We start from the raw sequence: 22,807 nt of genomic DNA on the forward strand, positions 1-22,807 counted from the left end.
ACTTCAACTGCTACATGATTTAGGAGTTCTCCCAATTTTCCTGATCGCTACTCGGACTAAATCGGGTTATCTCTGGGATTAACTAACCTGAGTAGCTTTTGCTTAATTTGAGTGTCAAATACTTCCCATTTCATTTTCGCATAGGCGGAATTTTCGTTACTACCAGATAAGAAACCCATTGGGATTTCAAAGCCGCCAGCGCTTGTCCTTCCACCACCAAAAAAGCGCCCTGTGCTATCTTGCCCAAAGGCTTCTTTAATGAATTCATCGGGGTCAAGGGTAAGTTTGGTAGTTCTCAAGGAACCAATGACTATTTCTAATTCTTCGTCTTCATCGTGAACAATGCCGTAAACTACAGCAGTATGCACGTTTTCTTCGGTGACGAGAAAATCAGCTGCTTGGGGGATGGCGTCGCGGTCGTCGTAGCGGAGATAACCGACACCAGCAATGGAAAAGTTATTTTGGACGATGCGGTTTTTGAGTGATCGCTCGATCACATCCATCACCCGCTTGGAACGATTCGCCTGTAAAATGGCATTCAGCAGTTGCGCGTCATAAAATCGGCTTAAATATGCAGCTGCCATAAAGTCTTCTTCTTGCGCTTGCATCAAGCGATTTGTATCCGATCGCAAGCCATGCATTAAAGCAGTAGCACATTTGACGTGTTGATTGATGCTGCTATCTAATGCTAATAATCCTGTTTGCAAATATTGAGTAAAAATTGTTGCCGTTGCTCGTACATAAGGACGGATATCCTCAAACTCTGAATGCAGATCGCCTTGTATACTGTGATGGTCGATGAGCGCCACTAAGGGAATTCCAGCCTCCTGCACTGCACAGAGTAGCTGCGAAGTCGTTCCCTGGTTATCGATGAGTACAAAACCTTGATAAGATGACAAATCCTTACTTTTCAAAGTTTGCTGCGTCCAGCGTTGGATCGGTAAATTAGTCAGTCTAACCAAGGCAATATTTTCTTGATGACTTAAAGCGCCAGCATAAATGATTTCACACTTGATGTCGTATTGCTGGGCAATTAATTGATAAGTCCAGGCACAAGAAAGAGCGTCTGGGTCAGGAAAATCTTGCAAAATTACTAGTTGGCGATCGTGTCGGTGCGCTAGCAGAGTTTTTTGCAGTTCTTCTGACTTTTGTTGTGCTAGGGAATTACCACGCTGACCGAGATAGATGGCTCCTTCACCTGGCGATGGCTGTAATGATGGACTCTTAAGTGCAACTTCCACTGTGTCTTTATCTATTTCAGATTCCTCTGGGTTTGGCTCTGTGGTCAATGACAAACTCTCAAACTCATTAACGGGAGAATTTAAATACATAGGGAACTTTTTTCAACTGCGAGGCTCCATGAATTCAGCAACGCTACAATTAGCGATTCACTGAATTTAGGCACATTATTTCGATCTTCGCAAAAATATTAAAACATAGCACTCTATATCTAAGTATATTTTTTCTCAGTGACAGTGCTTAGTAATCAATTAAATTTTACTAGAACGCATATAAGTGCTAGAAAAAAGGAAGTTTTGTATATCTGACTGTATCTAGTAGCATAAATGTCTTTTATGAGCTTTTTTGTTTTCTGTAAATTGAACTCAAGAGATTTTTATTCAAAGTTGATAACCGACATTTAAAATTTATCTTACTTAAGGTATACTTTCCATCTAATACTTAAGAGTTAGTTTTTGATATTTAAAATCATCTTATGCTTAATAGTCTCATTATTTTGACTATTGAGCAATCAATAACTATATCTTTAACGAACACGGCATGTTTTGTATTTTGTGTAAAAGCCATTGAGTATGAACCAAACAGGGAGTGTGGGAAGATGATTAAAAAAGCTTCCCACCCCTCTACAGACTTCCTCATCCGATCGCGTTTTCCTGTCCCCTTGTGCACTCTGGCGCTTGCGTGCTTTGCCTCGTCTCTCATCCCCATAGTTAATAATCTCAAGGTATGGTAGAGGACTTTGGCAATCGATTCGCTACCACCGCGCCCAGTTATTTGCCATTTTTATCAGGTATGGTAAAAAATTGTTGTCTTTTTTGCCTGGATTTCATCAAACTGCTAGAGTAAGTTGCTCCACATCAAAGTTCGATATAATCAGCAGTTAAGATGTCTGCGCTCCAAGAATTGTAGGTTTTTGGGTTATGCAACTAATGTGTCTTACGGCTTTGCTTGTGCTAAACAAGAGACCTCAGTATCAGCGGACTAGCCTTAGGGAACACACAATTTATTGAAGCCAAATGTCTACTAAATCGACTTTAGGCTGATTCTAAAATTAACCAACAGAGCAACCTGACTATTGCTCTATACTCTTTGGGCTAGTAGGCTACATCATATCAAAGTCCTATAACATACTTTTGCCACTCCGCGTGCAGTCCACTTTTAAGATGTTTACTGACCTCGAAATAAAGGCTGCTATAAGGTTGGCGAGGAGAATGACGCAAGGGCATATGAGCCTCGTGGGGAGTACGACTGCCTTTTTTCACATTGCAACGAACGCAAGCTGTAACAATGTTCTCCCAGGTATCTCCCCCACCGCGCGATCGCGGTATTACATGGTCTAAAGTCAACTCATCGCCTGTGTAACCACAGTATTGACAAGCATGACCATCACGATGCAATATGTTTCGGCGCGTCAGAGGAATTTCTTTATAAGGAACGCGGACATAATGACGCAACCTGATTACGGTCGGCAACGGGAAATCCGAGTAAAGGAATTTACCATTGTGTTCCAAGCGTTCTGCCTTGCCCTTGATTAACAGAACCGCAGCACGACGCCAACTCGTTATATTGAGAGGTTCGTAAGAGGCGTTTAATACTAAAACCTTCCCCATTGATCTGCGCTCAGGGTATTAGTTTTACTAATATTAACACAAATATACCCTTCTAGGGAGATGAGAAGAAATTATACTTTCGGAATAATTTGGAAATTAAGTTATGAGTTATCACTCAAGAGTTAAGAATTTGAAAGTAAAACGCCTAACCCTAAGAGTAGACATAATTCTAAAAAATATAGACACAAATAAATTTATCTTAAGCTAACGCCAACGCCAAAAGTTGGCGCTCAGACTTATGTTGGCAATGGAGTGGTATGACTTGGACGAAGTAGTACAGGGCGGCTGAATCACGCCATCGATTTGAAATGTCTAAAACCCTTAGGCAACGTCAATGATGAATTAAGCATAACTTTTACTTGAGTAGCACAACATATTGTATTAACTCCAAGTCAAGGGTAAACTTCCTGTTTAATCTGATATCGCTTCTAAGAGCGTGTATAGATAGATAATTTGAAGTTGAGCTACGGTGTGATAGGAGTCAGTACAAATGTTAAGTCGCAAACAAATCCCTGGTGTAGTCCGTAATCAGCAGTGCGACACCTACGCGTGGTTTTCGCAACGAGCTTGGGTAGAAATTGATTTAGGAGCGTTATCAGACAATGTACAGCAACTAGTACAGTTGTTATCGCCGCACACCCAGTTGATGGCAGTGGTAAAAGCTGATGCCTATGGACATGGAGCGGTAACAGTTGCCCAAACTGCAATTCAATCGGGAGCTAGTTGGTTGGGAGTTGCTACAGTTCCAGAGGCGATTCAATTGCGAGAAGGCGGGATTCAAGCTCCGATTTTGATTTTAGGGGCGACTCATACACCAGAGCAGATTTATGCGATCGCTCAATGGAAACTTCAGCCTACGTTGTGCAGCCCGAAACAAGCCTTAGTATTTTCTGATACTCTAGAATCGATGAATTTTGGTTCTCCCGTACCCGTACACATCAAATTAGACACGGGAATGTCGAGGCTGGGAACTAATTGGCAGCAAGCTGGTGAATTTGTGCAATTAGTGCAGCGGTTACCACATCTTTCCATTGCCAGTATTTATTCCCATTTGGCAACAGCAGATAGTCCCGATACTACCGCAATGGCAGAACAGCATAGACGATTTGAAGAAGCGATCGCTCAAATCAAAGCATTGGGAATCCAACCGCCTTGCTTGCACTTGGCCAACTCAGCTGCTGCACTCACTGACCGAGGATTGCACTACGATATTGCGCGAGTAGGTTTAGCAGTTTACGGACTTTACCCAGCGCCGCATTTACAAAAGGCGATCGACCTCAAACCCGTTTTACAACTTAAAGCACGAGTTACCCAAGTCAAAACAATTGCCGCAGGAACCGCTGTCAGCTATGGTCATCAATTTATTGCCCCACATGAACTTCGCCTCGCTGTCGTCGGAATTGGCTATGCTGACGGCGTTCCTCGTCATCTTTCTAATAAAATGCAGGTGTTAATTCGCGGTCAGCGAATCCCCCAAATTGGGACAATTACAATGGATCAGTTGATGCTCGATGTGAGTGCTATACCTGATATCCAAGAAGGAGAAGTAGTTACCTTGCTTGGAGAACAGGGAAAAGAAAAAATTTCAGCAGACGATTGGGCAGAACAATTAAATACTATTTCCTGGGAAATTCTCTGCGGCTTCAAGCATCGTCTGCCTCGTGTTGCAGTTATGTAATTGGGCATAAAGGATGCCGACTTTGGGAATTGGGGAAGGTGGGGCCCCTCTGGGGATAAGGGGTAATGGGCATTGGGAGTGTGGGGAGATGGGGTGTTATTCTCTCCTCATCACCCCATCTCCCCACTTTCCACTCCCTATTCTCAAAAATAATTTATTATGGTATGATAGTGAACTGATGCGGATATGGCGGAATTGGCAGACGCGCTAGATTTAGGTTCTAGTTCCGAAAGGAGTGAAGGTTCAAGTCCTTTTATCCGCACTTTTAATTACCTAAAGCTGTATGAGCCAACAGTCTCGTGCATGATTGTACAATGACTGACTATTTGTCGTCGGTGACACAATAACTGATCTGACTTTTCACGTTATGTGGAAAAGTCTACAGGCAATCTCATTTCAAAAATAGAAATTTAAAGTCTCTCTCCTAAGAACAGAGAAATTTAGAGAGGTTTTCCAGATTCTGGGAAAAGTCAGGAGGTGATGAGTTTTTCAATTAATTCGATAACACCATCCCCTCGACTACAATTAGTCACAAAATCCACACGCTCTTTGAGCATTGGTAAAGCATTGGCAACTGCTACTGAATAACCACAAATACTCAGGAAATCATAGTCATTTTCTGCATCGCCAATCCCGACTACATTTTCAGGTGATAATTGCATCTGGGCCAAAGCGGTGGCTAATCCTGTAGCTTTGTTAATTCCTGAGGGTAGCACCATCACCGCAGCTTTGTTCAATATGACTTGCAATTCTAATCCCATGTGGCGGATAGTTTCTGAGACTGTGGTTTGGTGGGGATGCCATGTGGCAACAATTACACGACCAACTGAAAGGGGTCTAACTTGGCGATCGCGCAATGCATTAATAAATTCTGCTGGTGGTTGCGAACCTAATAGTTTTTCCTGACGGGTAGCTGGTGAGTACAGCAAAGCGCCGTTTTCTGCTATTACATAATCGAATAAATCTACATGTACAAAAACTTGTTGCAATTCATCTAACTGTCTACCTGTCACCAAGATGAGTTTGTAACCAGAACTTTGCAGACGTGTAAGTGCTGCTAAAGTATTTTCATTTACATGATTGTCAGTTGCTATTGTACCGTCATAGTCAGTGGCTAATACAGAATAACGCATAATGTTACTCCATTTTTTTGAGTGTTAAAGAAGAACATAGAATTCAGAATCAATTATATGCAGGTATTTACTCTTAATCTGGGAGCGATCGCATCCTTGTGTTGCCTTAATTTAAGGAGAATCTTAAAAGCTTCAGTAGCTAGTTTTTTGTTGAATGTAGATGTACCAGCTCAGCAATCGGCGTTCGGAACACATCACTTGTGCTGAAACTTTATACTTTTCTTAAATGTATATTGCTGGTATTCAATTATTCTCATATTTATTATAAGAACTCTCAATTATGTTCTATTTTTAAAAAAAAAATCCGTATTATCCCTGTGGTCATAATGAGGGTATTTAATGAACAGTAGCTTTATTTAGTACTTATATGATTAAAGACTAGATTTTACTTAAGTGTAAATACAGAAGTTCAAAGATATTATTTGAAGAAAATCAGTATTATTCCTGTGGTCAGAATGGGGTTACTCAATGGAAAGTGGCTTCATCTAGTCTTGACATTTCTATGTCTTATTTTCAAGAAGGTCTCTAAATTTCAGTAACAGAAAGTAAATTAATAAGAATTTACGAATTTACTGAGATTTGAGCATTTGAAAATAACGCTGCTTTCGTTGAGTTTTACCACAAATCTATAATTCAAGTTTATGTACTTTAAAATACAAAATTTGCAAGCCTTTTACTTAATTTGAATTGTGGAAGAACTCTGCACGAATTTAGCTTACACATACCGAATTTAGCTGAGTAAAAGCAAAATGAGCACAACTCCTATAGGTAGCTTCAAGTTGTTCCAAAAACTACATCCGCTATCTCTGTTGGCACAATTAACTAGTCGGCGTGCTACAGGTTGCTTAAGCGTATTTACTGGGATAGTTTATTGGTCAATTTATCTAGAGGACGGTAAACTTACTTATGCCTCCTATTCAGATAAACTGTTTGAGCGGCTTGATAGTCACTTGCGGCGCTTGAGTCAGCAAATTCCTGATCTTAACAGCGCCACTCGCGTACAAATGCGGCTGATGTTTGAGAGAAAAAATGAACATCAGTCAATACAAAATCCTGATTATCAAGCTATTTGCTGGCTAGTAAATCAGGATTTGATTACCCCTGTGCAAGCAGCAACCCTGATAGACGAATTAGCAAAAGAAGTACTGGAATCATTTCTGTGCTTAAAAGAAGGTAGCTATGAATTTAGTCCAGAAAATTCTTTGGCTGAACTACCAAAGTTCTGTCGTCTGGATTTGCGGTTGCTTGTTGAACATTGTCAAAAGCAGTTAAGAAATCGACAAAATATCAAGTCCTCAATTCCTGCTGGTGGAAGTTCTCAAGTTTTGCCACAATTGCAAATCAAACTTGGGCAAAAATCTCCTAGACAAATCAATTTTGATATTTCTGAAAATCATATAACATCGTTACCTGTTGGCAAAAATATATATACAATTGCCTGTATTGATGATAGTCAAACAGTATTGAATTCCATTAAGTACTTTCTGGATGAAAATACATTTTCAGTTGTAACAATCAGCGATCCTGTGAAAGCTTTAATGCAAATTCTCCGGAGTAAGCCCGATTTGATTTTGCTAGATGTTGAAATGCCTTCATTGGATGGCTATGAACTATGTTCATTATTACGTAAACATTCAGCCTTTAAAAATACGCCTATCATTATGGTAACTGGAAGAACAGGATTTATTGATAGGGCAAAAGCTAAAATGGTCAGGTCATCAGGATATTTAACTAAGCCTTTTACGCAGTCAGAATTGTTAAAAATTGTTTTTAAATATCTTGATTAATTGAGAATTGGGAATTCTGTCTCCTGAATTCTCAATTCTGAGTCCTAAATTTTAAATTTTTATACCAAATTTAATTGCCTTAATTTACTTTTAGGAGATTTATAGTGAGCCTGATTTTGCTTGGCACAGTTTTAATTGTAGAGGATTCTCCCAGCGAATTGGAATTAATGAGCCATTATCTGAAAGAAAGTGGTTACAACGTAATTAAAACTACTGGTGCAAAAGAAGCTTTAGAAAAAGCTGTGTTAGAAAAACTAGATGCGATTGTTACTGATGTAGTGATGCCAGAAATGAGTGGATTTGAGTTGTGCCGTTCCCTGAGAAAAAATCCAATTACTGCAAAAGTGCCAATTGTAATTTGTAGTTCTAAAAATCAGGAAATTGACCGATTGTGGGCGATGAGACAAGGAGCAGATGCCTATATAACTAAACCTTACACCCGCGAACATCTTCTACGCACTATTAAATCAGTGGTAATTTAAATCAATGACTAGTACAAAAATTACAATTACTTCCAAACCAGTCGAAAATAACTTAGCAGATGGTTATTTAAAATTTCAGTTAAATCAACAGACTGGTGCTGTTTTATCAATGAAACATACTCAAGAAGCAATTATTATACCTGTTGATTCTGTTACTTCAATGCCTAATATGCCTCCTTGTATATTAGGATTAATGAATTGGCGGAGTCGGATAATTTGGGTAATTGATTTGCCAAAAATATTGAATTTAGAATCTCTTGATTATCGGGTGCGACAGTATAATGCGATCGTTGTCCGAGTAGAATCATTGTTGTTAGGTTTAGTTGTACAAGAAATCAAAGGTACAACTAAGTTTGTTGCTGATGAAATTCATTCTCCCATAGGACAAGTGGCGTCTAGTTTAGTTCCTTATTTATGTGGATGCGTAGTGCAACAAAAAGAAATATTACTCGTATTAGATGCTCAAGCAATTGTGCAGTCTTCTATTCTTCGCAGTAATTAAAGTTTACTAAAAATATTTCCGGAGTCAAAATTATTTAAAAAAAATAATTTTTAGTGTACTTTTTCACATAGCGCATAATTTTATGTTTAATAAAACTGATACCAATAACGGTAGTGTTCCTCCAAATCAAACATCACTGATTTCATCTCAAAAAATTATTGGTAGTGCAGTAAAGCTGCCAATTAAACCTACTACTGACATGGCTAGTAAGTCTTCTGGAAATCCAGTTTTTGACTATTTTACAAGACTGACCTTAGTTACGAAAGCAACAATTTTGGCGATCGCCATTGGTACACTACCAGTATTGACCATAGGTGCGATCGCTTTCAGCTTTGCTAACAAATCGATTACGAAGCAAGTTACTCAGTCTCAACAAGCCCAAGCCACTGGTTTAAGTGATAAAATTAACCGTTTCATGCTTGGACGCTATGGAGATATTCAAGTAATATCTAGTTTACCATTTTTGACAAATAGTCAAGAAAAGCAAGCAGTTCTGAATCGGGTTGTGGAAGCTTACCAAGCTTATGATAGTGTTGCCATTTTTGATACCCAAGGCAATTTAATTGTTCAATCTACAGGCGAACTTTTAGAAAACCAAAAAGACCAGAAGTATTTTCAAGAAGTTCTGCAAAAAGATACTCCTGTTATTAGTAATCCAGAAGCAGCAACAAATACTGGAGTGATAAATATTTATATAGCAGCACCAATTAAAAATAGATTTACCAATCAAACTATTGGTGTAGTTAGAGCGCAGATGCCCGTAAAATTTTTAGATGAAGTTATTAACAACTATGCAGTTAATGGACAAAAATATTATTTAATTGATGCAACAGGAATAGTTTTCTTAAGTCCACAAAAGCAATTATTGGGCAAACAGGCAAAGGCAGAATATCGAAGTTTAGCTAAGTTGCCAACAGCAAAAAAAGTAGATAGTTTTATCGAAGTTCCCAAAAATTCTAGAAAACAAGAATTAGTTAGCTACGTGCCATCTACTAAGTTAGATGGCTTGCCCGATTTAAATTGGCAAGTACTTTTATCTACAGACACAGCAATTGTATTTGAGCCGCAAAGACAACTATTGTGGATTATAGCCATCGGCACTGGATTAACAGCTTTGATTGTAGCAGCGATCGCATCTTGGTTAGCGAAACTGACTATACAGCCAATTTTGAATGCAATTGCGGCATTAGCAAAGCTAAATCAAGGAAAATTAAATACCCGTTTGCACACTCAAAGAGAAGATGAATTAGGGGTATTGAGTGCAAATATTAACCAGATGGCTGAACAATTAGAGGTTTTACCCAAGAAACAGGAACTAGATGTTGAAGCAGCAAAACTATTAGCAAATATTAGTTTAAATATTCGCGGAACTCTGAAAACAGAAGATGTTTATCAAATAGCAGTTCAAGAAGTTCGCCGAGCGATAAAAACAGACCGAGTAATTATTTATCATCTGAATCCAGATACTAAAGATGGTGTCGTTATTGCTGAATCAGTAAGTAGCAATTGGTCTCAAATGATTGGAGCGCAAATCTACGAGCCTTGTTTATGGACATGCTATATAGAAGCTAATCCAGATAATCAAGTACAAGCGGTTGCCAACATTTATCAAGACCAAAACTTTAAAAATGCTGACAGTTACATTCAACTATTAGAAAAATTTGCGGTCAAAGGTAGTTTAATTACACCAATTATTGTCCAAGAGCAACTTTTAGGTTTATTAATTGCTCATCATTGTGAAAGTCCTCGTGTTTGGCAACAGCCAGAAATTAACTTATTTCAACATATAGCAACTCAAATCGGTTATGCATTGGAAGAAGCTAAGCTACTAGAAGAAATAAAACAAGCCAAGAATGTTGCAGTAATAGATTTTGATAAAGAACCGCAAGAAAATGAAGCACTGCAACAACAACTTTTAGAATTACTTGATGACATAGAAGGTGCAGCTAGAGGCGACTTGACAGTGCGTGCAGACGTGACTGCTGGAGAAATAGGCACTGTTGCTGACTTTTTCAACTCGATTGTCGAAAGTCTGCGAGATATTGTTACCCAAGTTAAACAAGCTGCTACTCAAGTAAATACCGCCATCAGCTCTAACGAAGGAGCCATTCACCAATTAGCAGAGGAAGCACTCACCCAAGCCACTCAAATCAATTGCACTCTCGACGCTGTTGACCAAATGACTCAATCTATGCAGGCTGTAGCCGAAAGTGCCGAAAAAGCAGCTTTTATTGCCAATAATGCTGCTGACAACGCCACTCAGAGTGGACACGCTATGGATTTAACAGTACAAAACATCCTGTCTATGCGGGAAACAGTTGGTGAAACAGCTAAAAAAGTCAAGCGTCTTGGCGAATCTTCGCAACAAATTTCTCGCGTAGTTTCTTTAATTAACCAAATCGCCATCCAAACCAACTTGCTTGCAATTAACGCTGGTATAGAAGCTGCGCGTGCTGGCGAAGAAGGTCAAGGTTTTGCTGTCGTTGCAGAAGAAGTTGGTGAACTAGCAATTAGGAGTGCAGCTGCAACCCAGGAAATTGAAGAAATTGTGGAGAATATCCAACGAGAAACCAGCGAAGTGGTACATGCGATGGAAATCGGAACTACCCAAGTGGTGGAAGGTACTCGAATTGTAGAGGAGGCAAAGGAAAGTCTAAATCAGATTTTGGATGTATCGCGTCAAATTGATTTTTTAGTGCAGTCGATTTCTACTGCAACTGCATCTCAAGTAGAAACATCACAAAGTGTCAGCCAATTGATGAAAGATGTCGCCGCTGTATCACAACGCACCAGCGATTCTTCTGTGCAAATCTCCCAATCTCTGCAAGAAACTGTGGAAATTTCCCAGCAATTGCAAGAGACTGTTGGAACTTTTAAAGTTAATTAAGTTTGTCATTAGTCGTTATTCATTTGTCATTTGTCCTCTCTTACAAAGTTGAGGCAGTCCGTTGGCGGGGTTCCCCCGCTTAAAGGAATTGCCGTCTATTCGCAGGAAACCTCCGCACCCTGCGGGAAGCCCTACGGGTTCGGGGGATCGCAATCGACGGAAACCGCCAAGACCGCGACCCTCTTACCGCAGAAGCGTCTACAGACTTTGCGCTTTGTCATTAGTTGTTAGTCATTTGTTATTTGTCCAAAACCAATGATTAATGCCTAATACCTCATACACAATGACTAATGATTAATGACTAATAGTTAATAATTAATAACGGGACTTAAACAAAAATCATGTTAAATGACAAAGAATTAGAAATCCAAATGCAGTTTTTGGAAGAAGCAACCGATTACTTGAATACCCTAGAAGGAGTATTGTTGGAAATCGATACTAGCAACCGCATCGATTTAGATAAAATTAATGCTGCACTCAGGGCGGCTCATTCGATTAAAGGCGGCGCAGCAATGATGGGATTTCGCTCGCTTAGTGATTTATCTCATCGTTTAGAAGATTATTTCAAAGTTTTAAAAACTCGAAAAAATTCTTTAGAAATTGATACTCAGTTGCAAAGCTTATTGCTTTCTGGTGTTGATTGGTTGCGTCAAATTGTCGAATTACTTGCCCAAGGAAATGTTGTTGAAGAACAGTGGTTAGCAACTTTTTGTTACCCAATTTTTGATGAATTGCACGAACGCTTGGGTGACCCTACCCCTGAGGATGCCACAACCATGTTATCCCCAGAAGATGGACAAGATGTTATTCCTTTGCTATTTGAAACAGAAGTAGAAGAGTGTTTGCAGCGTTTAGAATCTGTGTTAGCAAATAGCCAGCAATTTAACTTACAACAAGAATTTGCGGCTATGGCAGTGGAATTGGGCGGTTTGGGAGAAATGCTCCAGTTACCAGCTTTTAGCAAACTTTGTGAGTCAGTAACCCAGCAATTAGCCACTGCTAGCAGCGATGTCTCCGACAACCCCTTCGGGGAACGCATTTATGAAATTGCTCAGTTAGCATTGCAAGCATGGCGGCGATCGCAAGCTTTGGTATTGACAAATCAATTAGATAATTTACCTACGAAAATTCAATTTGGTAATTCTATCCAATCTCAGCCAATATTAACAACAGAAGTAATACCACCATTGAGCGCTACAAATACAACTGACACAGATATCTTGGATACAGAAATCGGATCAACATCTATAAAAGTTAGTAATAAAGATGAAACAGTTACTACTAATTTTACATTTTTAGATGCAGAATTTAGTGATGATATTAATGCCGGAAATATTATAGAACAAAATATAATATTTGTGAAAGACAATCACTCTTTAGATGCCAAATTAGCTATTGGCAAAGAACGGGAAATTCCAGAAAATACTGTTCGAGTTCCCAGCAAACAACTCGAACAAATTAATGATTTATTTGGAGAACTAGTTGTTCAACGCAATGGATTAAATGCCCAATTAGAAAGATTACGCAAACTAGTGCGTCATCTCAACCAACGAGTGCAAATTCTCGACCGAGAAAACCAAGAATTACGTACAGCTTACGATAAAATTTCTACTCAATTTACTATACCTGGTAGTGGGGAATTTCCACTTGAAAATGGTCACCATATCCCAGAGGTAGAGAGAGAATTTAATGCTTTAGAATTGGAGCGCCATAACGATTTAAACCTGCGATCGCAGGAAGTTATGGAAACCATTGTTCAGCTACAGGAAGTCACAACTGATGTGCAATTAAGTGTAGACGATACAGACCAAATTGCGCGTAAACTTAACAAAACATCAAAACAATTACAAACAAAACTTAATCATATCCGGATGCGACCGCTATCAGATTTAGTTGAGCGTTTTCCTAGAGCTTTGCGTGACTTAAATGTAGAGTATGGAAAGAATGTACAGCTAAAAATTGAAGGTGGCAACACTCTAATTGAACGCAGCATTTTAGAAGCATTGAACGAGCCTTTAATGCACCTATTAAGAAATGCTTTCGATCATGGTATCGAAGATCCTGCCACTCGTCGCCTTCTCGGTAAACCAGAACAAGGATTGATTGAAATTAAAGCAACTCATCATAGTAATCGCACGCTGATTAGTATACGTGATGATGGTTGGGGCATTTCTCTAGATAAAATTCGCACCCGCGCTTTAGCTATGGGCTTAGATGCTTCTCTAATCGATAATGCTAGTGATGAAGAACTATTATCACTCATTTTTGAACCAGGTTTTAGCACTTCCAACCAAGTGACAACATTATCCGGTCGTGGTGTTGGGATGGATGTGGTTCGCAACAATCTTAAATTGATTCGAGGAGATATTAAAGTTGATACGGAACCGGGAGTTGGTACCACGTTCATCCTCTCAGTACCATTTACACTTTCTATAGCACGAGTGCTGCTAGTAGAAATTAACAAAATGCTATTGGCATTTCCCACAGATGTCATTTCTGAAATATCGCTTCTTCAAAACGAGCGAGTTTTTCAAATGGCGGGTAGCGAAGTCCTTAATTGGCAAGGAACTATGTTGCCACTAATTCGCTTGAATCGGTACTTAGAATTTAATTGCCTGCGTTACGATAACGCAGAACTGGAAACTCCAGCAGCAATTAATGCTAACAGTGTATTAGTAGTCAAAGGTAATAATCAACCAGTAGCGATACAAATAGACCGTTGTTGGGGCGAACAAGAAGTAGCTATTCGCCAAGTTGAGGGAAATATACCTCTACCTCAAGGCTTTAGTAACTGTACAATTCTTGGTGATGGTCGAGTAGTTCCATTAGTGAATATCAATGAATTACTATATTGGATTGCTAGTAATCAGCGCACTCCTAGAGGGACTCAATTACCGTCAGCAAGATTAAAGACACCTTTTTTGATATTTGATGAAGAGAAAGCATCTGTAGTATCTAGTAAATTCAAAGGCACAATTTTAATTGTAGACGACTCAATTAATGTTCGCCGTTTTTTAGCTTTAACTCTAGAAAAAGGAGGATATCAAGTAGAACAAGCTAAAGATGGTCAAGATGCTTTAGAAAAACTCCAAAATGGATTGAAAGTTGAAGCAGTAATTTGTGATATTGAAATGCCTCGTCTCGATGGTTATGGCTTCTTAGGTAAGGTAAACTCAGACGTTGATACAAAAAATATTCCGGTTGCTATGTTGACTTCTCGTAGTAGTAATAAACATCGGCAATTGGCTATGCAGTTGGGTGCGAGAGCTTATTTTTCTAAACCCTATAACGAACAAGAATTGCTGCAAACATTGGAAGAAATAATTCGTAATGTTACAGAAAAAGCAGCATCAAATTGAAAATTAATAATTCCTAATTAGATTTTTGTAGGGTGCGTTACGCCAAAGGCTAACGCACCGCTTGTTTTATATAGTGCCTTGGCGACTATAAGTCGCGGCTATACAGACAAAATTCGCCTGCGCGGGTTAAAAGACCGAGTTATATCAGTAATAATTGCCCAGGTTTTGCGTAATACTATTTGTATTAATTGAAATAATTTCTATATTAATTCAGTTTTGGTGAATTTATGGTAACTATAACATTGACGGCTGTTGCTAGTGCGATCGCCACTACACTTTGGACTAAGGCACAGGAGAAAATCGGCGAAAACATTGGTGATGCTACATGGACGCTAGGTGGTAAGTTAATCAAATTACTCCGCCAAAAGAATAAGTCGCCATTACTCACCAGTGCTGTTGAGGCAAATGAACCGCAGCGATTAAATTATGGTCAAGCTGTGCTGGAACTGAAAGCAGCCGCAGACGCAGACCCAGAAATTGCTCAAGCTGTTGTAGAAGTGGAAGCAGCAGCAAAAGCAGAACCAAAACTCACTCAAAAAATTCAAGAAATCGAAAATACCCTCAAGTCTCAACAGCCAACCATTCAAAATCTGACGCAGCTAGCAGAAAAAATTGGGGTTGTAAATCAAGGACAGATAAATAACCAAACTAATAACTTCACCTTTTGACTACAGTCGTCTCAAGGGGAGGATGGGACAAAGTTAACTCCCGATGACTGGCGTGAAGTCTGCTGTGAAATACTTGCAGAACGGCGAAAGCTGACTACAAATCCTTTGACATCAACTGAAGGAGTCGCCCTGCAAGTTGATGATGTTTATGTGCCAGTGGGATTAGTTGAGCGCAAAAAACCATCCAAGCGTCAAGGTAATATTTCTCCAGAACAGGGTTCAGAACTGTACAAGGAGACAGAAATCACCAAAACATTTGAGCATGATGCTTTTCTTGAAGAAGTTATTAAACAGAAGAACACGCCTAAAAGTCAAGGTAAGCGAATTGCAATCATTGGCGAACCAGGTGCGGGAAAGACAACACTATTACAGCAGATTGCTGATTGGGTATCTCGTGAGATTTATCAGTCGATTGTGATTTGGGTATCTTTAGCAGATTTGCGACAGAAGGAACTGAAATCTTATTTGTTTGAAACTTGGTTAACTCAGGTTGCCGAAAAAACAGGTAAAGCTGAACCCACTGAGCAACTAAAGAATGATTTTGTTGCTCTGTTTAATCAAAATAATGTCTGGCTGCTGCTAGATGGGTTAGATGAAATGTCGGCATCTTCAGGTAATCCTCTTACAGAAATTGCACGACAATTCCGTGAAGTAAGATTAATTTCTCAAGCGCGAATTGTGCTGACCTGTAGGGTTAATCTGTGGGATGGCAGCACTAATGCACTTGATGATTTTGATACCTATTGCAGTTTAGATTTTTCTTATCCAAAAGATGTAGAGAGATTTATTCACAAATGGTTCGCTGCTATTCCTGAAACTGGGAAGCAGTTATGTACTGTGTTGAAAGAATCAGGTAAGGAACCGATTCAGGATTTAGTGAAAAATCCTCTGCGGTTAACGCTGCTGTGTTTGAATTGGCAATCAGGAGATGGCAAATTACCGGATACCCAAGCGGGACTATATCAGCAATTTGTCGATGACTTCTACAAATGGAAAAAAGAAGAAATTCCTACAACACCTGAGCAGCAGCAACTCAATGTCAAACTAGGCGAATTAGCTAAAGCAGCAATAGATAAAGAAGCAACCCGTTTTCGCTTGCGACATGATTTTGTTAGTCAGTTTTTGGGAAATGCTGATGATGAAAAGTCGCTGCTCAAATTGGCACTAAATCGTGGCTGGCTGAATTGTGTAAGGATAGATACAAATAGAAAACCTGTTTACGCTTTCTTTCATGCTTCATTTCAAGAGTACTTTGCTGCTATAGCAATTGATGACTGGCATTTCTTTCTCAACCACGTTCCTAAAAATCCCAGTCAAGGAACTTATCGCATCTTTGAACCGCAATGGAAGCAAACAATATTACTTTGGTTGGGGCGAGAAGAAGAAAACCTCAAACAGCAAAAGCAATGGTTTATAGATGCTTTAGTAAACTTTAAAGACGGATGTGGCAATTGGAATAAAAAAGATTTAGATAAAGGATTTTATGAATACCGCGCCTACTTTTTAGCATCTGTAGGAATTGCTGAGTTTAAAGATTATTCTAGAGCAGATGAAATAGTAGCGCAAATTGTTAAGTGGGGCTTTGGTTATTTCAACACTAAAAAACAAAAGTGGATACAATTTCCCTATGTAATTGAAGAGGAAGCTAGGACAACATTGCAACAGACAGACCGTACAAAAGCTATTGCTACATTAGTGGAGTTAATCCGTACTTCTCAATCTGAAGAAACTCGTGAGCAAGCCGTATCCATTTTGGGAGAAATAGGCAAAGATAATGCCACAGCCATCACTGTATTAGTGGAGTTAATCCGTACTTCTCAATCTGAAGAAACTCGTGAGCAAGCGATTTATATCTTGGGAGAAATAGGCAAAGATAATGCCACAGCCATCACTGTATTAGTGGAGTTAATCCGTACTTCTCAATCTAAAGAAACCTGTAAGCAAGCGATTTATATCTTGGGAGAAATAGGCAAAGATAATGCCACAGCCATCACTGTATTAGAGGAGCTAATCTATACTTCTCAAAATGAATATACCCGTTTGCTAGCGGCATCTAGCTTAGGGAAAATAGCCAAAGACAATACTAACTATATCAGTATATTAGAGGAGATAATTCATACTTCTCAAGATGAATATACGCGTTTGTTAGCAGCATCTAGCTTAGGAGAAATAGCCAAAGATAATCTTACAGCAATTGCTGCATTAGTGGAATTAATCATTACTTTTCCAGATGAATATATTCCTTTAGAAGCGGCATCAAGCTTAGAGAAAATAGCTAAATACAATCCTAAAGCTATCATTGCATTAGAGGAGTTACTCCTTACTTCTCAAGATCAAGATATCCGTTGGCTAGTAGCAGAAAGCTTAGGGAAAATAGCCAAGTACAATCTTCCCACAGTTATGGTTGGATTAGAAGAGTTTATCTGGACTTCTCAAAATGAACTTCCCAATTTGCTACTGGCAAGCTTAGAAAAAAGAGGCAAAGATAATCTCACTGCTATCACTGCATTAAAAGAGTTAGTAGGTACTGCTCAAGATGAAACTACCTGTAGACAAGCAACATATAGCTTAGGGAAAACTTTAACCGAACCTGAAAAGATGACGGCAGTAGTCACTGCTTTGAAGAAGTACTTCTCAAATGAAACTTATAAAAATGACTTTGAGCTATTCAAAGATTGCTATAAACTAATCTGGCACTGCGCTCGAACTATGACTTATCCAGCCTTTTATCAAGCTTGGCATCAGCATAATGTTGCTACTCGTGCGATGCAAAGCTTAAAGAAAATCTTCTTCACAAGAATAATTTAAGTACTTTTGCCGCAGTGACGTTACAAATGAAGTTTTTGTGGTAACAATAGCTTGTCCGTTCGTTACCAACACAAGTTGTTTCGTTCAGAATGCTTATCCGTTGATTCACAACACAAGTTGTTTCGTTCAGAACGCTTATCGGTTGTGAACGAAAATTCGTTTGTTCGTTCACAACACAACTTCTTCCGTTCAGAATGCTTGTCCATTGGTCATTAAAACTTGTCTGTTCGTTCAGAATGCCGATCTATTTTTGACAAAACTTATGCGCTCGTTACAACAGCCTAAGCAAAACTTATAAATAATCATGTTTGGCTCAGATTGTATCTGGATTGATATTTAACTCCCGCAGTTTTGCTGCCAAACGTGCTGCTTGTTGTTGTGCTTGCTGAGCAATTTCTTCCAGTGTAGGTACTAGTTGATAATCTGGTGTAAAATAACGTAATAATCCCTCATGAACACCAAGATACAATCCTAATTGTTGACTCCACAAATGCCCTCGTTCATTTGATTGCAGGGGTTGATATTCTCCATCTAATAAATGAAACCCTGCCAATTCTAAGGTGTAAGGATCGAACCAAAAATAATCTGGTGTGCGGAAGGTGTCTTGATAAATTGTTTTCTTTAAACCTTTGTCTGTATTTGCTGTAGAGTCAGACAAAATTTCGACGATGACATTGGGATATTTGCCATATTCCTCCCACACCACCCAACTTTTTCTATTTTTACGTTCGCATCCTAGCACTACAAAAAAATCTGGCCCTCGGAAGAATTCTGATTTGCTCTGATGCGGACTGTAGTAGATAGTCAAGTTTCCCGCTGCGTAGAAATCATTTCTATCTTGCCACAGCCATTTTAAACATTGGAGTAAGAGCATAATTTGCTCTAGATGTAGGTCACTTTCTAAGGGTGGTTCGTCACTATATATCTCACTAGGAGGAAATATAACATCTTGGCAGATACCTGCTTGAGCATTTACTTCTGGCGCGATGGTCATAAAATGAATACCGCATCAAGTATGGGTTTATTTTAACAGTGTTGTCTGAGGCGATCGCTTTCTCAAATCCAAATTTCAATTCCAGTTTAAGACTATGGAGGTTAACACAAGCTAACCTCCACAAAATTTAGTTTGATGATTGCTGTAAATACTAAATTAATTATTTGGAAATAAAATACTTCCAGCAATCTTGATTAAGGTTCGACTTTTACGCCCTTCCAAAAAGCGACATAGCCTTCAATATTCTTAGCTTTCTCTTTGGCGCTGGGATAGTACCAAGCAGCATCTTTGTTAACTTGTCCATCAACTTCGACACTGTAGTAGCTAGCGACACCCTTCCAAGGACAAGTAGTGTGGGTGTTACTTTCTTGGAAGTACTCTTTATTAATTGTGTCAGCAGGAAAATAATGGTTGTTTTCCACAACTACGGTATCATCGCTCTCGGCTAAAACTGCACCATTCCAAATTGCTTTCGGCATAAGTGATTTTGTAAATAAAGTTTACATATATATTTTGACACTTTCACAGTATTTAGGTTGACGTGGGGACACGATGATGAGCGCAGCACAATCTAAGTTCTCATTTTTATGCCCAGTGGCACTTTGTTAATTAGGTCTAATGTGAATTAAGTCTTGAAACCCTTGTAATTTCATAGTTAATCCCAAAACAATGATTTTGAGCGAATTTAGAAACCCTTGTGGGATAAGAGACGTTTCTGATTCACATCAGGCGTTAATTCGTAATTTTTATTCTAAAAAATAAGTTCCTAACTCTTTTATTCTCTCTACCCAACCTTTGACCTCATCAGCCACCTTATACTTCCATTGAAGTTGAAGCACTTCTTTGGTATGAGAATCATCAAATATAACTTTGTCTTTGTTTTCAAAGACTGGTGCAACGAATTCTACCCCAGCAGCCTCGGCAAACAAAGTTGATATCTGGCTAATACTCAAATTTTCCGGCGCAGCCAAGTAACGTCCTCCTTTAGTACCTTTTCGCGCTGCGGCAACGTAGCAGTCTGCCAAATCATCAACATGAACCCATGCCGTCATAAAATCTGGTGGAAATGGCTGATAGCCTTGGTGTGGTTTTCCTGTAATGAACTGCTGAATTGCAAAATCCCAAAAACTGCCACGAGTTGGTGCCGAACCATACACTGATGCAGGATAGACAATAGAAGCGTTACCTCCGTTGCTGATATATTCTTCTACTAGCCCATCTTTCAACACATTCACACTGATTAGTAAGTCAATAAATGCTAAATATTCCGGTGGTGTATAACCTTTTGGTGGAGGCGTTTCCGTGATTCGTCCGCCATCAGCGGTAATTAAAGAGAAATTCCCACTGGTTGTAATTACATGAATATCCGGTGAAACTGCCTTAGCACCGTGTAAAGCGGCTTCTAATGATATCCGGTCTTTGGCAAATTGAGCTTCTTTGGTTGACTCTGGAGGCATATGCCAAGCAACATTAATTACTGTTGTGATACCATGCTTGCGAATTGCTTGAGCAACATCATTACTGGAAAAGTCTGCTTCTTGAGAGCGGATTATTTCCTTGCACAAAGGCTTTATCGCCTCAACATCACTACTTGGACGCACAAGTGCAAATACAGCTAAATCTTCTGTCTGGGAACACTTACGGCACAAGGCTCCGCCAATATAGCCGGTTGCACCTAAAATCAAAATATTTTTCCTAGAAGAATTTTTATCCAAGAAAAATTCTTTATTATCTAACATAAATTTGTAATTGCTGAAAGTACCGCGTCATCAGTTATTCACTGTGCGTTAGTCTACACACCCTACTGCGTAAGATATGTATTTTGCTGCAAAAATGGATTCACAAGATTCACAATCAGTAAGATATTTTCGATAATTAAGCTATTATCTTACATATTTTATATGTAAAAATATTTATTCTATTCAGACCAGCAGTGGCAACAAGCAAGCTATCCTAATAATTAGAGCGAATAGCGATCGCCACCCCGTTTTTAGTCTTTACATTTCTTTAGAAACAGCCTTTAACTTTATATACTTAGTTACATAAAAAACAAAGTACTAAAAATAATTAGTAATTTGACCGAAGATAATGAAATTGATAGATTTTTCTGAATTGAGCATTTTTTCAGTTGTATATTATTACTAAGCTAAAGGAAATCTCTAATTTTATTCAGTGTTTAACTTTTAATAACCGTGGAAGAATTGCTAGAAGCAGTAGAAAAAATTCTACAAAATAAGCCTCTCGATTCCATTGAGTGGTTTGTGCTTTATCAATCGTGGTTGGGTAAAACTTACGATGAAATGGCAGAGGGAACAGGTTATGGTAGAAACTACATTAAGCAAGTTGGCTCTCAGTTGTGGCAAGACTTGTCCCAAGCAGCTGGAGAAAGAGTAACAAAAAAAAATCTGCATTTAGTTTTGAGCAAATATTCTCAAGGCATAAGTTGGCAACAAAATCAACCAGAGCAACAGTTCAATAGAGAATCGAGATTCACAAGCCTTTATCCAAATATATTTTCAGTCGGCAAGATAGAATTTCCTAGCGGGCCGCTGGCAGTGGATTCTCCTTTATACATCAATCGCCCTCCAATAGAAGAATTGATTTGTAAAGAGATATTACACCCAGGCTGCTTAATCCGGATTAAAGCACCCAGAAAGATGGGAAAAAGTTCTCTGCTCAACCGAATGATTGCTTATGCCAAAGAGCAGGGTTATCAAATTGTCTATTTGGACTTTCAAGAAGCCGATCAAGAAGTTTTTACTTCCCTAGATAAATTTTTGCGTTGGTTCTGTGTCTATGTCAGCAGGCAGTTAAACCTGCTTGCTTGTTTAGATGATTTTTGGGATATAGAAATGGGCAGCAAAGTCAGCTGCAAAATCTATTTTGAAGCGTATATTCTACAGTATATTGCATCAAATCCTGTGGTTTTGGCTTTGAATGAAGTGCAGCGAGTTTTTGAACATCATAATATTGCTCAAGACTTTTTACCAATGCTGCGATTTTGGCATGAACAAGCAAAGCAAGACCCAATATGGCAAAAACTACGAATGGTAGTGGTTCACACCACAGAAATTTACATTCCCCTGAAGCTCAACCAATCGCCTTTTAATGTCGGGATTACAATTACCTTGCCACCGTTTAGTCTCAAGCAAGTACAAGATTTAGCATTGCGTTATGGACTAGATTGGGCAGCAGACTTACTTGGGGCACAACGCCTTGCACCTCTACAAGCAATGGTGGGAGGACATCCTTATCTGGTGAATTTAGCACTATATCATTTATCTGGACAAGAAATCACCCTAGAACTGTTATTAGAAACAGCATCGACATCAGCAGGAATTTACACTCAGTATTTACGAGAACTGTTGGGCTTATTGCAAAAAGAACCACAACTAATGTCTGCGATGCAACAGGTAATTGCTAGTGACCAGAAAGTAAAATTAGATGCACTGGCTGCTTATAAACTCGAAAGCATGGGTTTAGTTCAAATCAATGGCGATCAAGTTTCTCTGATGTGTGAATTATATCGTCTTTATTTTAGCCAACAGTTGGGAAAACACTCATGATACTAATAATTCTGGTAAACTATTGGCAGAAATGCTTTTTAGATGAATTTTTTTAATACTGATGCAAATTTTTATTTAAAATAACAAATTTTAA

Annotated in this window: 15 protein-coding genes and 1 tRNA gene; 10 read left to right on the top strand and 6 right to left on the bottom strand. The window is 38.9% G+C overall.

The window, feature by feature from the left end:
• Window positions 1–56: 56 nt before the first annotated feature.
• Window positions 57–1,331: a DHH family phosphoesterase gene (locus FCR06_RS25970; RefSeq protein WP_138504896.1), complete on the bottom strand. Its 1,275-nt coding sequence runs from the start codon at window positions 1,329–1,331 to the stop codon at window positions 57–59.
• A gap of 1,020 nt (window positions 1,332–2,351) precedes the next feature.
• Complete coding sequence (locus FCR06_RS25975; protein ID WP_138504898.1) at window positions 2,352–2,849, bottom strand: HNH endonuclease; 498 nt, start codon at window positions 2,847–2,849, stop codon at window positions 2,352–2,354.
• 490 nt (window positions 2,850–3,339) lie between these two features.
• On the opposite strand from FCR06_RS25975, the gene alr reads away from it, so the two are divergent.
• The gene (gene alr / locus FCR06_RS25980) at window positions 3,340–4,527 is read left to right on the top strand and encodes an alanine racemase (protein WP_138504900.1); all 1,188 of its coding nucleotides are present in this window, start codon (window positions 3,340–3,342) and stop codon (window positions 4,525–4,527) included.
• A gap of 180 nt (window positions 4,528–4,707) precedes the next feature.
• Window positions 4,708–4,789 (top strand) — tRNA-Leu (locus FCR06_RS25985).
• Window positions 4,790–4,997: 208 nt separating this feature from the next.
• Here FCR06_RS25985 and FCR06_RS25990 read toward each other — a convergent pair.
• Entirely contained in the window at window positions 4,998–5,660 is a 663-nt protein-coding gene (locus tag FCR06_RS25990) for an HAD family hydrolase (protein ID WP_138504902.1), read from the bottom strand.
• A 749-nt stretch (window positions 5,661–6,409) separates the two neighbouring features.
• On the opposite strand from FCR06_RS25990, the gene FCR06_RS25995 reads away from it, so the two are divergent.
• The 7 genes from FCR06_RS25995 (at window position 6,410) to FCR06_RS26025 (ending at window position 18,153) form a co-directional block, all read left to right on the top strand.
• On the top strand, window positions 6,410–7,447 hold the full coding sequence (locus FCR06_RS25995) for a response regulator (RefSeq protein WP_138504904.1): 1,038 nt from the start codon (window positions 6,410–6,412) through the stop codon (window positions 7,445–7,447).
• Between the two features lie 104 nt (window positions 7,448–7,551).
• Window positions 7,552–7,929 carry a PleD family two-component system response regulator gene (locus FCR06_RS26000; protein ID WP_138504906.1) on the top strand — a complete coding sequence of 126 codons (378 nt, stop codon included), beginning with the start codon at window positions 7,552–7,554 and terminating at the stop codon, window positions 7,927–7,929.
• A 4-nt stretch (window positions 7,930–7,933) separates the two neighbouring features.
• A complete protein-coding gene (locus tag FCR06_RS26005; RefSeq protein ID WP_138504908.1) occupies window positions 7,934–8,431 on the top strand; it encodes a chemotaxis protein CheW in 498 nt (165 codons plus the stop codon).
• Between the two features lie 82 nt (window positions 8,432–8,513).
• The gene (locus FCR06_RS26010; protein WP_138504910.1) at window positions 8,514–11,318 is read left to right on the top strand and encodes a methyl-accepting chemotaxis protein; all 2,805 of its coding nucleotides are present in this window, start codon (window positions 8,514–8,516) and stop codon (window positions 11,316–11,318) included.
• Between the two features lie 341 nt (window positions 11,319–11,659).
• A complete protein-coding gene (locus FCR06_RS26015) occupies window positions 11,660–14,677 on the top strand; it encodes a hybrid sensor histidine kinase/response regulator (RefSeq protein WP_138504912.1) in 3,018 nt (1,005 codons plus the stop codon).
• Window positions 14,678–14,904: 227 nt separating this feature from the next.
• Entirely contained in the window at window positions 14,905–15,345 is a 441-nt protein-coding gene (locus FCR06_RS26020; RefSeq protein ID WP_138504914.1) for a hypothetical protein, read from the top strand.
• 105 nt (window positions 15,346–15,450) lie between these two features.
• Window positions 15,451–18,153, top strand: coding sequence for an NACHT domain-containing protein (locus FCR06_RS26025; RefSeq protein WP_138504916.1), 2,703 nt, complete (start codon window positions 15,451–15,453; stop codon window positions 18,151–18,153).
• Window positions 18,154–18,466: 313 nt separating this feature from the next.
• Here FCR06_RS26025 and FCR06_RS26030 read toward each other — a convergent pair whose 3' ends face one another.
• From FCR06_RS26030 to FCR06_RS26040, 3 genes are all read right to left on the bottom strand, one after another.
• Window positions 18,467–19,147, bottom strand: a complete 681-nt coding sequence (locus FCR06_RS26030) for a Uma2 family endonuclease (RefSeq protein WP_138504918.1) — start codon at window positions 19,145–19,147, stop codon at window positions 18,467–18,469.
• A gap of 194 nt (window positions 19,148–19,341) precedes the next feature.
• Window positions 19,342–19,626 carry a DUF427 domain-containing protein gene (locus FCR06_RS26035; protein ID WP_138504920.1) on the bottom strand — a complete coding sequence of 95 codons (285 nt, stop codon included), beginning with the start codon at window positions 19,624–19,626 and terminating at the stop codon, window positions 19,342–19,344.
• 267 nt (window positions 19,627–19,893) lie between these two features.
• Window positions 19,894–20,886, bottom strand: a complete 993-nt coding sequence (locus FCR06_RS26040) for an NAD-dependent epimerase/dehydratase family protein (protein WP_138504922.1) — start codon at window positions 20,884–20,886, stop codon at window positions 19,894–19,896.
• Window positions 20,887–21,339: 453 nt separating this feature from the next.
• Here FCR06_RS26040 and FCR06_RS26045 point away from each other — a divergent pair, with 453 nt between their 5' ends.
• Complete coding sequence (locus FCR06_RS26045; protein WP_223280295.1) at window positions 21,340–22,713, top strand: AAA-like domain-containing protein; 1,374 nt, start codon at window positions 21,340–21,342, stop codon at window positions 22,711–22,713.
• Window positions 22,714–22,807: the final 94 nt, after the last annotated feature.

Source organism: Nostoc sp. PA-18-2419 (assembly GCF_005869855.1).
Taxonomy (GTDB): Bacteria; Cyanobacteriota; Cyanobacteriia; order Cyanobacteriales; family Nostocaceae; genus Nostoc.